The 15,174-nt window shown below is 35.7% G+C and carries 14 protein-coding genes; 1 reads left to right on the top strand and 13 read right to left on the bottom strand.

From position 1 onward, the window contains the following. Positions 1-91: 91 nt before the first annotated feature. From WMO42_RS02945 to WMO42_RS02935, 3 genes are all read right to left on the bottom strand, one after another. On the bottom strand, positions 92-889 hold the full coding sequence (locus tag WMO42_RS02945; protein ID WP_022503160.1) for a gluconate 5-dehydrogenase: 798 nt from the start codon (positions 887-889) through the stop codon (positions 92-94). Between the two features lie 225 nt (positions 890-1,114). Continuing rightward, positions 1,115-1,957: a 5-dehydro-4-deoxy-D-glucuronate isomerase gene (gene kduI, locus WMO42_RS02940; RefSeq protein ID WP_022205276.1), complete on the bottom strand. Its 843-nt coding sequence runs from the start codon at positions 1,955-1,957 to the stop codon at positions 1,115-1,117. 89 nt (positions 1,958-2,046) lie between these two features. Further along, a complete protein-coding gene (locus WMO42_RS02935) occupies positions 2,047-3,363 on the bottom strand; it encodes a pyrimidine-nucleoside phosphorylase (RefSeq protein ID WP_055174883.1) in 1,317 nt (438 codons plus the stop codon). 209 nt (positions 3,364-3,572) lie between these two features. Between WMO42_RS02935 and WMO42_RS02930 the strand changes: the two genes are divergently transcribed. Next, positions 3,573-4,604 (top strand): 3-deoxy-7-phosphoheptulonate synthase, encoded by a 1,032-nt coding sequence (locus WMO42_RS02930; RefSeq protein ID WP_055174886.1) that lies wholly within the window; start codon positions 3,573-3,575, stop codon positions 4,602-4,604. Here the strand turns inward: WMO42_RS02930 and WMO42_RS02925 are convergent. From WMO42_RS02925 to rimO, 10 genes are all read right to left on the bottom strand, one after another. Further along, positions 4,575-5,147: a stage II sporulation protein M gene (locus tag WMO42_RS02925; protein WP_055174889.1), complete on the bottom strand. Its 573-nt coding sequence runs from the start codon at positions 5,145-5,147 to the stop codon at positions 4,575-4,577. The two genes, WMO42_RS02930 and WMO42_RS02925, sit on opposite strands and share 30 nt — an antisense overlap. 127 nt (positions 5,148-5,274) lie before the next feature. After that, entirely contained in the window at positions 5,275-5,808 is a 534-nt protein-coding gene (locus WMO42_RS02920) for an NUDIX hydrolase (protein WP_022503156.1), read from the bottom strand. An 18-nt stretch (positions 5,809-5,826) separates the two neighbouring features. Further along, complete coding sequence (proC, locus tag WMO42_RS02915) at positions 5,827-6,624, bottom strand: pyrroline-5-carboxylate reductase (protein WP_055174891.1); 798 nt, start codon at positions 6,622-6,624, stop codon at positions 5,827-5,829. Positions 6,625-6,691: 67 nt separating this feature from the next. Beyond that, complete coding sequence (locus WMO42_RS02910; protein WP_055174895.1) at positions 6,692-7,975, bottom strand: aminotransferase class I/II-fold pyridoxal phosphate-dependent enzyme; 1,284 nt, start codon at positions 7,973-7,975, stop codon at positions 6,692-6,694. Positions 7,976-8,411: 436 nt separating this feature from the next. Beyond that, the gene (rny, locus tag WMO42_RS02905) at positions 8,412-9,965 is read right to left on the bottom strand and encodes a ribonuclease Y (protein WP_022503154.1); all 1,554 of its coding nucleotides are present in this window, start codon (positions 9,963-9,965) and stop codon (positions 8,412-8,414) included. A 128-nt stretch (positions 9,966-10,093) separates the two neighbouring features. Continuing rightward, the gene (locus tag WMO42_RS02900; protein WP_055306638.1) at positions 10,094-10,756 is read right to left on the bottom strand and encodes a RecX family transcriptional regulator; all 663 of its coding nucleotides are present in this window, start codon (positions 10,754-10,756) and stop codon (positions 10,094-10,096) included. Then, complete coding sequence (gene recA, locus WMO42_RS02895; RefSeq protein ID WP_055175080.1) at positions 10,749-11,813, bottom strand: recombinase RecA; 1,065 nt, start codon at positions 11,811-11,813, stop codon at positions 10,749-10,751. The genes WMO42_RS02900 and recA overlap by 8 nt, the downstream gene beginning before the upstream one ends. Positions 11,814-12,382: 569 nt before the next feature. Further along, a complete protein-coding gene (locus WMO42_RS02890) occupies positions 12,383-12,847 on the bottom strand; it encodes a CinA family protein (RefSeq protein WP_349172262.1) in 465 nt (154 codons plus the stop codon). Between the two features lie 216 nt (positions 12,848-13,063). Beyond that, on the bottom strand, positions 13,064-13,612 hold the full coding sequence (gene pgsA / locus WMO42_RS02885) for a CDP-diacylglycerol--glycerol-3-phosphate 3-phosphatidyltransferase (RefSeq protein WP_022503150.1): 549 nt from the start codon (positions 13,610-13,612) through the stop codon (positions 13,064-13,066). A 70-nt stretch (positions 13,613-13,682) separates the two neighbouring features. Continuing rightward, the gene (gene rimO, locus WMO42_RS02880) at positions 13,683-15,011 is read right to left on the bottom strand and encodes a 30S ribosomal protein S12 methylthiotransferase RimO (RefSeq protein WP_349191524.1); all 1,329 of its coding nucleotides are present in this window, start codon (positions 15,009-15,011) and stop codon (positions 13,683-13,685) included. Positions 15,012-15,174 lie beyond the last annotated feature (163 nt).

The raw sequence follows: 15,174 nt of genomic DNA, 5'->3' as shown, positions 1-15,174 counted from the left end.
CAAAAAGAGTCTGAAACAAGCAAACTTGTTTCAGACTCTTCTGTCATTATCTATACACGCACATCGTGCTTGTAATATGTAATATTATTTATTACTGTGGCTGCTTTCCGATGTAAGCAAGGATACCACCATCAACATAAAGAATATGTCCGTTAACGGCATCTGAAGCTTCTGAAGCAAGGAATACAGCTGGACCAGCTAATTCTTCTGGCTTTAACCATCTGTTAGCAGGTGTCTTAGCACAGATGAACTGATCGAATGGATGTCTAGAACCATCAGCCTGTCTTTCTCTTAATGGAGCTGTCTGAGGTGTCTCGATGTAACCAGGTCCAATACCATTACACTGGATATTGTACTGACCATACTCAGAACAAATATTTCTTGTAAGCATCTTAAGACCACCCTTAGCAGCAGCATAAGCTGATACTGTTTCACGGCCTAACTCTGACATCATAGAGCAGATGTTAATAATCTTACCGTGACCTCTTTCGATCATTGATGGAATAACTGCCTTAGATACGATAAATGGTGCATTAAGGTCAACGTCGATAACCTGTCTGAATTCAGCAGCTGTCATATCGCACATTGGAATTCTCTTAATGATACCAGCATTGTTAACAAGGATATCGATAGGAGCTACATCCTTAGCAATCTGAGCAACCATAGCGTTAACCTTCTCTTCATTAGTTACGTCACATACATAACCGTGAGCATCGATACCAGCTTCCTTGTAAGCTGCTAATCCCTTATCTACTAATTCCTGCTTAATATCGTTAAATACGATTGTAGCACCTGCCTTAGCCATTCCGCTAGCGATAGCAAAACCGATACCATAAGAAGCACCTGTAACTAAAGCAACTTTTCCTTCAAGTGAAAAATTTACTGACATTTTAAAATCTCCTTTTCTCTTAATATTATATCAATGAACTCCAGAGCATATGGAATATCACAATATACTCCATACCTCTATGAGAATCATCCATCATAATGGATTATGCCATTAATAATATTAAACAGCATAATGTGTATGTAACCTATAATAATACAGCTACTCTTTATATATCAATCAATAACAATAAAATAATCTTGTTAAGCAATCATAAAGACATTCTGATTATCTAAGATCCTTCATATCTACATCATCCATATCATCGAAGTCCTGGTTCTCACCAACCATACCCCAGATGAATGTATAAGCGTGAGTAGCTGAAGCTGAGTGAATTGACCAGCTTGGTGATATAACAGCTTCTTCATTTCTCATAACAATGTGTCTTGTCTCTGTTGGCTCACCCATATAGTGGAATACAACAGCATCTTCCGGAACTTCAAAGTAAAGATATACTTCCATTCTTCTGTCATGTGTATGACATGGCATTGTGTTCCATACGCTTCCTGGTTCAAGGCAAGTCATACCCATCTCTAACTGGCAGCTTTCAACCTGTCCTGGAAGGATATACTTATTGATTGTTCTATGGTTAGCACTCTCAAGACATCCAAGTTCCTTTTTATTCTCAGGTAAAATGTCCTTAGCTGGATCAATAAATACTGTTGGGTATGTCTTATGTGCTGGTGCACTGTTAAGATAGAACTTAGCCGGGTTCTTAGGGTCTTCACTCTTGAACGAGATATCCTTAGCACCCATACCTATGTACATACCGTCTTTATATTTGAAGTTATATTCCTTGCCATCTACTGTAACTGTTCCGTTACCACCGATGTTAATGATACCCATCTCTCTTCTTTCAAGGAAATACTTAGCTCTAAGTTCAGCACCTGCTTCAAGAACAAGTTCCTTATTAACTGGTGTAGCAGCTCCTACTATAATTCTGTCAATCTGACTGTAGATTGTCTTAATCTCATCAGCTACAAATAAATTCTGAATTAAAAAGTCATGTCTTAATCTGTCTGTGTCATAGTTCTTGACATCAGCAGGATTTGCTCCTGGTCTTACTTCCATTTTTATGTCTCCTTTTCTTGTTCAAATATGATTATGGATAACTTACAATAATATCATCCAGCTCATTTTATATAATATAATACCATTATTTATATATTTTTACAACTAATAATTCGTTTAATAAGCGGACTTGTCTTTACAATATCCTCTGATATTTCAAATGCTTTGATAATTAAGCCCTCTGCCTCTAATATTTTATCTTTATTGGCGGCATAGATTGTGGCAAGGCAGTCACCACATTTTACATAATCTCCGCGCTTGGCTGACAGCTTTACGCCGACAGAATAATCTATAACATCTTCTTTTGTCATTCTTCCGCCACCTAATATCATCGAGGCTTCTCCTATAAGTTCTGACTCAATTCTTTGAACATAGCCTTCTTTATCTGCTTTAACCTCTATTTTATAATTACATTCTGTAAATTCATCTAAATCGTCAAATACAGTTATATCCCCACCCTGACGTTTAATGAATTCCAAGAATTTATTATATGCACTTCCATCATCTATGGAATTCTGTAACATACCTCGTGCCTTGTCTGCATTTTCTTCTACTTTAGAAGCAATAAGCATCTGTGTGCCTAATTCAAGGCAGAGATTAATAAGGTCTTCTGGACCTTCTTTCTTTAAAGTCTTTACCGCTTCCGCAACCTCCAGTGCATTACCTACAGCAAGGCCCAGCGGTTCATCCATATCTGATATTACTGCTATTGTGTTTCTGCCAGCAAGACTTCCTATCTTAACCATCTCTTCTGCAAGTTCCTCGGCATCCTGCATATTTTTCATAAATGCACCGCTTCCGACTTTAACATCAAGCACAATCGCCCCTGCACCTGCGGCAATCTTTTTGCTCATTATACTGCTTGCTATAAGCGGTATGCTGTCAACAATGGCAGTAACGTCCCTTAAAGCATATATCTTCTTATCTGCCGGAGCAAGATTGCCTGTCTGTCCTGTAAGTGCAAGTCCTATCTCTTTAATATTATCAATAAATTCTTCTTCACTTAACTTAGTCCTGAAGCCTTTAATACTCTCTAGCTTATCAATTGTTCCGCCAGTATTGCCAAGTCCACGTCCGCTCATCTTGGCAACCTTGCCTCCACAGGCAGCTACCATTGGTGCAAGTATAAGTGTTGTCTTATCACCAACACCGCCTGTGCTGTGTTTATCTACATTAATGCCGCCTATCTCTGACAAATCCATCATATCACCGCTATGTGCCATCGCAAGCGTAAGATTGGTTGTTTCCTCATAATTCATTCCATTAAAATATATCGCCATAAGAAGTGCCGACATCTGATAATCCGGAATTGTGCCATTGGTATATTCATTAATAACATAATCAATTTCTTCTTTTGACAATGATTCATTATATTTTTTCTTGGATATTATATCAAACATTCTCATAGCTATCACTCCTCAAACAATTGATTTTTAATTGTAACACTCTGCTTTATTTTACATTTTTGTGAATTTCTGTTTCGTAACATTGTATTTGATTATATACTAACATTTTTCTGTAATTTATGCTATTATTATTAGCAGAATTCTTAAAATAAGAATGCAGGCAGCAGTTATTGCCTGCGGTTATTAATATAATACAAGGAGATATAATAATGAGTTTTGAATTTATACGAAAGCTTCCTACACCAACGGATATCAAGCGTGATTTTCCAGTTCCTGAAAGGGTTGCTGAATTAAAGAAAGAACGAGATAAAGAAATTGCCGATGTAATTACTGGCAGGTCAGATAAATTTCTTGCTATAATCGGACCTTGTTCTGCCGATAACGAGGACGCTGTATTAGACTATACATTAAGACTTAAAAAAGTTCAGGAAAAGATTGCTGACAAAGTACTAATCATTCCAAGAGTATATACTAACAAGCCAAGAACCACAGGCACTGGCTATAAAGGTATGCTCCACCAGCCTGACCCAGAGAAAAAGCCTGACCTTCTTGCTGGACTTGTTGCTATCAGAAAAATGCACATAAGAGTTATGGAAGAAACAGAACTTATGCCAGCCGATGAAATGTTATACCCTGAGAATTACTGGTTCCTTGCTGATGTACTCTCATATGTTGCCGTTGGTGCAAGATCTGTTGAAGACCAGCAGCACAGACTTACTGTAAGTGGTATGGACGTTCCTGCTGGTATGAAGAACCCTACAAGCGGTGATTTCTCAGTTATGCTTAACTCTGTAATCGCTGCTCAGGCAAAGCAGTCTTTCATATACAGAAACTGGGAAGTTGAAACACCTGGTAATCCTCTGGCTCACACTATATTAAGAGGTGCTGTCAACAAACACGGACAGAACATTCCTAACTACCATTATGAAGATTTAATAAGACTTGCCAATATGTATAAGACTAAGGATTTACTCAATCCAGCTTGTATCGTTGATGCTAACCACAGCAACTCTGGCAAAATGTATGCTGAACAGATAAGAATTACTAAAGAAGTAATTCACAGCCGCAATCATTCAAATGATGTTAAACAGCTTGTTAAGGGTGTTATGATTGAAAGTTATATTGAACCTGGCTGCCAGAAAGTCGGCGAAGGTGTATATGGCAAATCAATAACAGACCCTTGCCTTGGCTGGGAAGAATCTGAAAAGTTATTATACACAATAGCTGATATGCTCAAGTAACATTTTCAGACACCCCGGATTTACGTAGGCTTCGAACAACGTGCCTGCCAACAATAATATAAAACTGACTAATAATGCCATTGCTATTTTCCTTATATTAATATTCACATATGACCCTCTGCTGGTTTCCCATATGGATATTAGTATGAATATAGTAATGGCATATATTATATAATGTGGAAATGTCATCACTATGTATACAAACATTCCTTTTATCCCCATATTCATTACACTTACGCTCACAACCATTCCAACGCTCATTCCAATAATTCCGAAAATTATATATACTGCCGGAACTGCAACAGGTGTAATAAGCAGTAATATAAGAAGTGCAAATTCTTTTATTCTCGTTTTGAAAATATATTGCCACAACGCCACATTATTTACCTTCATATCAATAATAGATAATCTGAAATCATTATTCAGTACTCCAACCTTATCCGTTATATTTATTATTGCATAATTAGCTATCAGTGTCCCAGCAATAACTCCCACCATAACTGCCAACATATATCTGTATCGTTTTAAAAAAATCCCAGCCATATAAACGCCTCCTTATTTATCAGGTCAGGCTATTTATATGCCGGGATTTCTTTTAATATGTTTTGATTATTGAATTTAATTATTGAATTTAATCATTTGATTGTTTTAATTACTTTATTTACTTCATTTATAATGTCTGCTCATATGCAAGTATAGCAGATATTGTCTTGGAATCTTCTATTATTCCGTTCATAATCATATCTTTTAATTCCTGCAATGTATAATACTCAACATTAATATATTCTTCTTCGTCAAGCTGCTGTACTGACTTTGTAAGCTTATCAGCCACATATATATCAACCTTTTCATTGCAGAAAGCAACTGCCGTAATTATAGATATAAGCTTTCTTACATTATCAGGGTCAGCTTTATACCCTGTTTCTTCTTCCAACTCTCTTATTGCCGCAGTCTTGACAGGTTCACCCTTATTAATTCCTCCTGCTGGTATTTCAAGAGTTTCTTTATCTGGTGAATTACGAAACTGCCTTACCATAATAATTCTGCCATCATCACGAACAGCAACAACAGCCGCAGCTCCCTTATGCTCAATATGATCCCAATACACTGTCTTGCCGTCTGGTGTAACAATCGTATCTTTATAAAATTCAAGCATTGAACCTTTATACATCAACTCTCTGCCAACTCTTTTTATATGTTCCATATTGAATCCTCATTTTTATTATTTAATATTATGACACTTATCATAACATGCATCTGTGGCTTTTATGACAGCATTACGGAAATTGTGTTCTTCAAGTGCTGCTACACCAGCTATTGTTGTACCACCCGGTGAGCATACTTTATCCTTTAACACTCCCGGATGCTCGTTAGTTTCAAGAACCATCTTAGCTGAGCCAAGAACTGTCTGTGCAACTAATTTATAAGCATCATCTCTCTTAATTCCATATTTGACAGCACTATCAGCAAGTGCTTCAATAAACATATATACATATGCTGGCGAACTTCCACTTGCACATACAATAACATCCATAAGCTTCTCATCAACATAGACAATCTTTCCAAATGAATTAAAAAATCTGTCTACAACATCTCTCTGTTCAAATGAAAATTCATCTTTATTGTATGATACACCAGTCATCCCTTCTCCGACAAGAGCGGGTGTATTAGGCATTGCTCTTACAACCTTAGTATTAATTCCAAGATTATCCTTAATAGAGTCTATTGTAATTCCAGGTGCTATAGATATAACAACGCTGTCTTCTCTTATGACATTAACTATATTCTTCATTACAGCACTATATACCTGTGGCTTAACTGCTAATACTATATACTGGGCATTGTTAGCACACTCTGCATTGCTCTCAGCATATTTGACACCTGTTTCATCACTTATTCTTTTACATTTATCAAGGTCTGGACAGGTAAATATAATATCTGATGGTTCAAATACATTAAGGACACCTTTAAGCATAGCATATCCCATATTACCCATTCCAATAAAGCCTATCTTTGCCATACTGCCTGCTCCTTTCAGGATTTAGTTTTAATTTTTATCAACATTTTATTAATGTTCTTCTATTAAATTACTTCTGCTCAAGAAGCTTTTCTACACTTACTAATTTTGTACATAATACAAATAATTCTGCTGCTTCAGACATTTCCTCTGGTGTAGGGAAAGATGGTGCAATTCTTATATTGCTGTCCTTAGGATCTTTTCCATAAGGGAATGTAGCACCTGCGTTTGTAAGGATAACACCTGCTTCTTTACACTTTGCAACTATTGCCTTAGCGCAGCCTTCCATAGCATCAAATGATATGAAGTATCCTCCTCTTGGCTCTGACCAAGTACCAATTCCAAGACCTGTAAGTTCATCTTCAAGCACCTTTAAAGTAGCTTCAAACTTTGGACGCATAAATTCAGCGTGCTTCTTCATATGTTCCTTAAGACCTGCAACATTCTTGAAATATCTTACGTGTCTTAACTGGTTAATCTTATCGTGACCAATTGTCTGAATTGTCATCTGCTTCTTAATATCAGCTACATTATCCTTTGATGTTGCAAGTGCTGCCACACCTGAACCTGGGAATGTAACCTTAGATGTAGAGGCAAATTCAAATACCATGTCTGGATTTCCAGCTTTCTCACATTCAGAAATAATATCAAGGATTTCATCCTGCTTGTCATCATAAAGATGATGAATAACATACGCATTATCCCAGAATATTCTAAAGTCCTTAGCTGCTGGCTTTAATGCTGCCATTCTCTTTACTGTCTCATCTGAGTATGTGTAGCCTTGAGGATTTGAATACTTAGGTACACACCAGATACCCTTAATAGACTCATCTTCGCTTACAAGCTTCTCTATCATATCCATATCAGGTCCATCAACAGACATTGGAATATTAATCATTTCAATTCCAAATCTTTCTGTTATAGCAAAATGTCTGTCATAGCCTGGAACTGGACAGAGCCACTTTACTTTATCAAGCTTGCACCAAGGTGTATTTCCAAGAATACCGTGTGTATACGCTCTTGATACCTGATCATACATAATATTAAGACTTGCATTACCATATATAATAACGTGTTCAGGTGTTGTTCCCATCATATCTGCCATAAGCTTCTTAGCTTCAGGAATTCCATCAAGAACACCATAATTTCTACAATCTGTTCCGTCCTCTGACTTTAAGTCAGATGAACTATTGATTACATCAAGCATATCCATTGTTACATTAAGCTGCGTTGCTGATGGCTTACCTCTTGACATATTAAGGTTAAGTCCCTTAGCCTTTGCTTCCTTGTATCTTTCATCAAGTTCAGCCTTTAACTGTAATAACTGTTCTTTGCTCATTTCGTTGTACTGCATATTAATCCTCCATTTCATAATTAAAAGGTCTTAAATACTATACTATGAAGATGATTTTTTAGCAATAGTTTTCACATTATATTTATGAATTTTGATTAAAAATATTAATTAATTAGACATTTTTAAGAATTTTATTAATAAAATTAAGTGTTAGCTTAATATTATTAAGTCAGCCTTTGAATTTTATACTAAGAATTACATTTCAATAAGCATTGTAATAATTATTGTATATAACTGCCATATGTTTAATTCTGGCATATTAACACTTAAAATCAAAAGGTAATTTAGTCTATTCACCAATTTGACATCAATAAAAGGCTACACAATAGTATAAGACGAAATATTATAGTAAATACTAATACAAAACATAAAAAAAGAAGCTGCCAAGAATTTTGAATTCTTGGTAGCTTCTCTGGTTCTTTAAATATGTTCGTAATTACTTAGCGTAATCAACAGCTCTTGATTCTCTTACAATACTAACTTTAATCTGTCCTGGATATTCCATCTGATTTTCAATCTGTTTAGAAATATCCCTTGCAAGTAATACCATATCTGAATCACTAATCACTTCAGGAACAACCATTACTCGAACCTCTCTACCTGCCTGAATAGCAAAAGACTTCTCAACTCCCTTATATGAGTTGGTAATATCTTCTAATTGTTTTAATCTGTTTGTGTAAGTTTCTAACGTCTCTCTTCTAGCACCAGGTCTTGCGGCTGAGATTGTATCAGCAGCTTGTACAAGACAGGCTATTAAACTTTCTGGTTCAACGTCACCATGATGAGCTTCTACCGCATTAATAACAAGTGCTGATTCCTTGTATCTTCTACAGAGGTCAACACCCAACTGAATATGTGAACCTTCCATTTCATGGTCGACAGCTTTACCTATATCATGTAATAAACCAGCTCTCTTTGCCATCTTTACATCAAGACCTAATTCGCTGGCTAACAATCCTGTAATCTGAGCTACTTCAATTGAATGTTTTAATACATTCTGACCATAACTGGTTCTGTATCTTAACTTACCAAGTAAGCGAACCAATTCAGGATGAATTCCATGGACACCAACCTCAAGGGTTGCAGCTTCACCTTCTTCTTTAATTAATGTTTCAACTTCTTTCTGGGCTTTTTCAACCATCTCCTCAATTCTTGCTGGATGAATCCTTCCATCAAGAATAAGCTTCTCAAGAGCGATTCTTGCAATCTCCCTTCTAATTGGATCAAAGCCTGATAAAACTACAGCCTCAGGTGTATCATCAATTATAAGTTCTACACCAGTAAGTGTTTCAAGAGTTCTTATATTACGACCCTCTCTACCAATAATGCGGCCTTTCATTTCATCATTAGGAAGCTGTACAACTGATATAGTTGTCTCGGCAACGTGGTCAGCGGCACATCTTTGAATTGCATTAACCACTAATTCCTTTGCCTTTTTATCTGCTTCCTCTTTTGCCCTGCTTTCTAATGTCTTAACCATTACAGCAGTATCATGTTTAACTTCATCTTCAACAGTTTTTAATAGATATTCTTTTGCCTGTTCGGAGGTTAATCCAGAGATTCTTTCAAGTTCCTGCTGTCTTTTCTTTTCAAGTTCGTCAACCTTCTGTCTTTGTTTACCAAGTTCTTCTTCTTTTCTGGTAATACCTAAGTCACGCTTCTCTACTGCTTCAATCTTTCTGTCAAGAGTTTCTTCTTTAGAAAGGACTCTCTTCTCGTACTTCTGAATTTCTGCACGTCTTTCCTTAGTCTCTTTCTCAAGCTCATTCTTAGTCTTTAAAGATTCTTCTTTAACTTCTAAGAGTGCCTCTTTCTTCTTAGTCTCAGCCGCTTTCAACGCTTCATCTATTATTTCTCTGGCTCTTTCGTTCGCATTGCCAATCTTTTCATCATTGCTTTTATTGATGGCTTTACTAGATACAACCCAGGTAATAGGTGCGACTATCACAAGTGTAACAAAAAATGTGACAACTGCCGGAATAAATGACACAGGAGCACCTCCTTATTAAGTTTTCATTGTACAAAAAATACAACATACTAATATTATACTCTAAACGGCATTATGTCAAGGTTACATCAACCTAACTTGTCATTATCTTGCATATATTATCCGGCCTATTAATACTCATTAGTATCACATACCATATCAAGTGCTTTATTGATATCATCAAGCCTAAAGCCCTTTCTGTAAAGTGAAGCTTTTAATTTCTGTAATTGATTATAATCTTTAATATCAATTGAATTAATCTTTTTATTGATATGTCCGATTATTACATTAATCTCCTTTGCATAATCATCTTCCTCACAATAAAATTCATCACAGGCTTCTTTAATAATATCAGCAGAAACACCAAGCTTTAACAAAGATGTCTCAATCACACGCCTTGATTTAGAAGATGACCTCGATATTATATAATTATCAGCAAATCTTCTGTCATCAATATAACCATATGAATATATATATGCTACAGTCTCATCAATACAGCACTTAGGATAACCATTAGCCTGTAGCTTCTCCCTTAGCCTGCCTTCTGTATAATCGTGGCTCTTAAGCAGAGCCATCGCCCTTATCTTAGCTCTTTTAGTAAGTATAGTTATTATCTCATTGTAAATATCGGACATAATAACACTGTCCACTTTAATCTGATACTTTCTTATCTCTGAGTTATATAAAACGAACGCAGGTTCGTAATTAACAAATACTCTCCTGCGTTGTTTATTAACATCGACAATCGAAGTGACTAAATATTGTATATCTGAAGAAACTTCATCATTATACATTTACTTCTTCCGCCTCTTTCTCGCCAGTCTTTTTCTTAGACTTAGCTTTAGTATCTTCTGCTTCTGCCGTATCAGCTTCTTCACCTATTCCATAATGGGCACGAACTTTCTTATCTATCTCATCCTTTAATTCCGGATTGTTAAGAAGAAACTGCTTAGCATTCTCTCTACCCTGTCCAATCTTCTCTCCATTATATGAAAACCAAGCTCCACTCTTCTGTACAATTCCCACATTAGAAGCTAAATCAATTAAATCGCCCTCTGTTGATATTCCTTTACCAAACATTATGTCAAATTCCGCTTCCCTGAATGGAGGTGCAACCTTGTTCTTAACTATCTTAACCCTTGTACGGTTACCAATAACTTCTCCACCAGACTTTAATGTCTCTATCTTACGGACATCTAGTCTTACAGACGCATAGAACTTAAGTGCACGTCCACCTGTGGTTGTCTCTGGGTTACCGAACATAACTCCAACTTTCTCTCTTAACTGGTTGATAAATATAACAACACAATTATTCTTACTTACAACAGGAGTAAGCTTTCTTAAAGCCTGTGACATAAGTCTTGCCTGTAAACCTACATGTGAATCACCCATATCACCATCAATCTCAGCCTTAGGTACAAGTGCAGCTACTGAATCGACAATAACGATATCAATAGCACCAGATCTTACCATTGTCTCACATATCTCAAGTGCCTGCTCACCACTGTCGGGCTGTGATATATATAAATTATCAATATCTACACCTATATTCTTAGCATATACAGGGTCAAGTGCGTGCTCTGCATCTATAAATCCAGCTATACCGCCACGCTTCTGAACTTCTGCAACCATATGAAGTGCTACTGTTGTCTTACCTGATGATTCAGGACCATATATCTCAACAACTCTTCCCTTAGGCACTCCACCTAAACCAAGTGCTATATCAAGGCTTAATGAACCTGTCGGAATACATTCAACATTCATATTAGTAGCTGAATCACCAAGCTTCATTACAGAACCCTTACCAAACTGTTTCTCAATATTAGAAATCGCAGCATCAAGTGCTTTCATCTTATCTTCATTATTAACCAATTATAAATACCTCCATATCAATGAACATTCGTTCGTCTTTAATGATAATATTATATACTGTGTCATTTGTCAATAGCTTTTCGAACATTCATTCTGTAAAATAGTAAATTTAATTAAACACTGTATATATTCACCTGAAATCTATACCAGCCAGTACATTACAGCGTTGCAAAACGTTAATCATAATCCAGGCCAATTATATAATGTCAACTTAACTTAAAATCTAATTACAACCTAATTCAGCTTAATCCAAATCAATTCAACCTAATTCAAATTATAATTGCAGTCTTAGACCAAGTCTTAATTATTATTACTATGTAACATATTGGATACATATATCCTATCATATATCGTCCTTTATGTAAAGATATAAATAATATTTTACCAATATATTTTTATTGATATAATAACATTTATATCATTTCAAATTACAGATTAAATATTATTTTAAATCGCACTTCAAATCATATTAAATATAATCTTAAATCGTACTTCAAATCATATTAAATATGATTTCATATTATACTTCGATCATATCCGGCCTATATCTATGACAATTCTTTCAGTATCATATCCAAAGCTTTCTCACAGGCTTTTTTGCGTACAGTCTCCCTGTCACCTGTAAAGTTGAATTCTTTAGCATAGCTTCTGCAATTATGTGCTATTCCAATATATACAAGACCTACAGGTTTATCGTCTTCCATAGACGGACCTGCAACGCCTGTCACTGATACAGCTATATCCGCATTGGCGGCTTTTAATGCTCCGTCTGCCATTTCACAGGCTGTATTACTGCTCACCGCTTTATATCGTTGCAGTGTATCATTGCTGACACCAAGTATTTTGTGCTTAGCTTCATCGCAATAAGTAATATAGCCTTCGTGAAATATTTCTGATGCACCGCTTACATTTACAATTGAAGATGCAACCATACCGCCTGTGCAGGACTCAGCAGTTGTCAGCAGGCAGTTGCACTCTTTTAATTTCTTAACAACTTCTTCCTCTAATTTCATATTTCGTTTCGACTCCTTTTATTAATCCCTTCATAATTCAACAATGGTTCGGATGCACAATACACCCGAACCATCATCTGCAAATATTAACCATAAACATTTAACACATAAAAACATCGAATAGCTATTCCATATCAATCAGCAATTAACAATCACCTCTGTTTATTAATTAATCTGTCTTTATCAATTTTTAATAAAACAGCTTATCAATATCAACTAATTATTAGAACCCTCTATAAAGATTTTATAATTCTTTACAATATAATCAATCAGTGAAACAACCGTAAGTATAAGGGCAATATATGTGACTACCATATTAACAACCCCGCTAAATGGATAATTCAGGTCTAATATAAGAAGAATTATCATTATCATCTGGAAAGTTGTCTTAAACTTGCCCCAGTAGCTTGCTGCAATAACAACACCATTATCAGCCGCGATAAGCCTGAAACCACTTATTATAAATTCTCTTGCAATAATAATTATTACAATCCAGGCAGCAACTTTATCAAAATCAACAAGTGCAATAAGTGCTGAACACACTAAAAGCTTATCAGCAAGTGGATCCATAAACTTTCCAAAGTTAGTTACAAGATTGTACTTTCTTGCAATCTTTCCATCAAGAAAATCTGTAATGCTTGCAAGTATAAATATTGCCGCAGCTGCTATATTTCCAGCCATTCCCAATCCCGGTATATATAATACAACAAGAAATACAGGAATCATAATCATTCTTAAAATTGTTAATTTGTTAGGTAAATTCATAATACTCTCCATTCCTACACTTCTGCATATAATCTTACTGCATTGTGCATATTAATATCTGTGATGTTAATTATTCAACAATAGTTCCAATAAGATCATATTCGGTTGAGCCTGTAATCTTAACATCAATGAAATCACCTGACATAAGCTCTCTGTCACATTCAACAAATACAAGACCATCAACATTAGGTGCATCTTTGTATGAACGTCCAACATATGTATTATCTTCTGGTATAAAGCCTTCAATCATAACTCTCACAGTTCGTCCAATCATAGCGGCTGACCTGTCTGCTGATATTTCCTGCTGTAACTGCATTAACTCATCTCTGTATTTTTCCTTAATTGCTTCATCAATCTGGTCAGGCATCTGTGCGGCTACAGTATCTTCTTCTCTAGAATATGTAAATACACCTAATCTGTCAAACTCACACTCATCTATAAACTGCATAACTTCCTCGTGATCCACATCTGTCTCACCAGGAAAGCCTGTAATAAGTGTAGTTCTTAAGGCAATATCAGGAATCTCACTTCTAAGCTTTGCAACAATATCTGTAAGCTCCTGCTTTGAAGTTCTTCTACCCATACGCTTAAGAATATTGTCGCTTGCGTGCTGTATAGGCATATCAAGATAATGACAGACCTTTGGCTCATTTTTAATAGCTTCTATAAGCTCATCATTAATCTCTTCCGGATAACAGTAAAGAATTCTTATCCATTCAAGTCCTTCTATTAAGCCAAGATTATGTAAAAGCTTAGGAAGCGACTTCTTTCCATATAAATCAACTCCATAAAGAGTTGTTTCCTGTGCAACAAGTATAATCTCTTTAACACCGCCCTCAACGAGCTTCTTAGTCTGGTTAACAAGATACTCAATAGGAAAGCTTCTAAAGCTTCCCCTTACCTTAGGTATTACACAGTAAGTACAGTGCTTATCACAACCCTCTGCAATCTTTAAATACTCATAATAACCCGGGGTTGTCACAATTCTATCAGCTTCAACCATTGGCATTCTGTTCGCATCTTCAACAAAATTAGATATGCCCTTTTCTTCAAGTACAGAATTAATCATATCAGCAATCTTATCATAAGAAGATGTTCCAACAAATGCATCTACTTCCGGAATTTCCTTAATAATCTCATCCTGATATCTGTGTGCAAGACAGCCTGCAACTACAAGCACCTTACATCTGGCATCTTTCTTATGTTCTGCCATCTCAAGTATTGTATTAATACTTTCCTGCTTGGCATCGCCTATAAAACAGCAGGTATTAATTGCTATAATATCAGCTTCCCATTCATCATCAGTGAACTCAAATCCCTTATTCTTTAAGATGCCAAGCATATTCTCAGTATCAACAAGATTCTTATCGCAGCCAAGCGAAACAAATAGTATCTTCATAAATAACCTCTATTATACTCTCATAATCATAAAATACTTGTGTATAATAGCATACATTTAACAAAAAATAAATGGCTATCCCCAAGTTAATACAATGTTTAATTAAAATTTAACACATATTAATTATATGATGTTGTGGCAAAAGCCCCAAAATATGAGCAAA

Source organism: Lachnospira sp. CLA-JM-H23, from assembly GCF_040096425.1.
Taxonomy (GTDB): Bacteria; Bacillota; Clostridia; order Lachnospirales; family Lachnospiraceae; genus Lachnospira; species Lachnospira rogosae.
The sequence above is the reverse complement of the archived record's forward strand: the minus strand, read 5'-3'. Positions and strand labels throughout refer to the sequence as shown.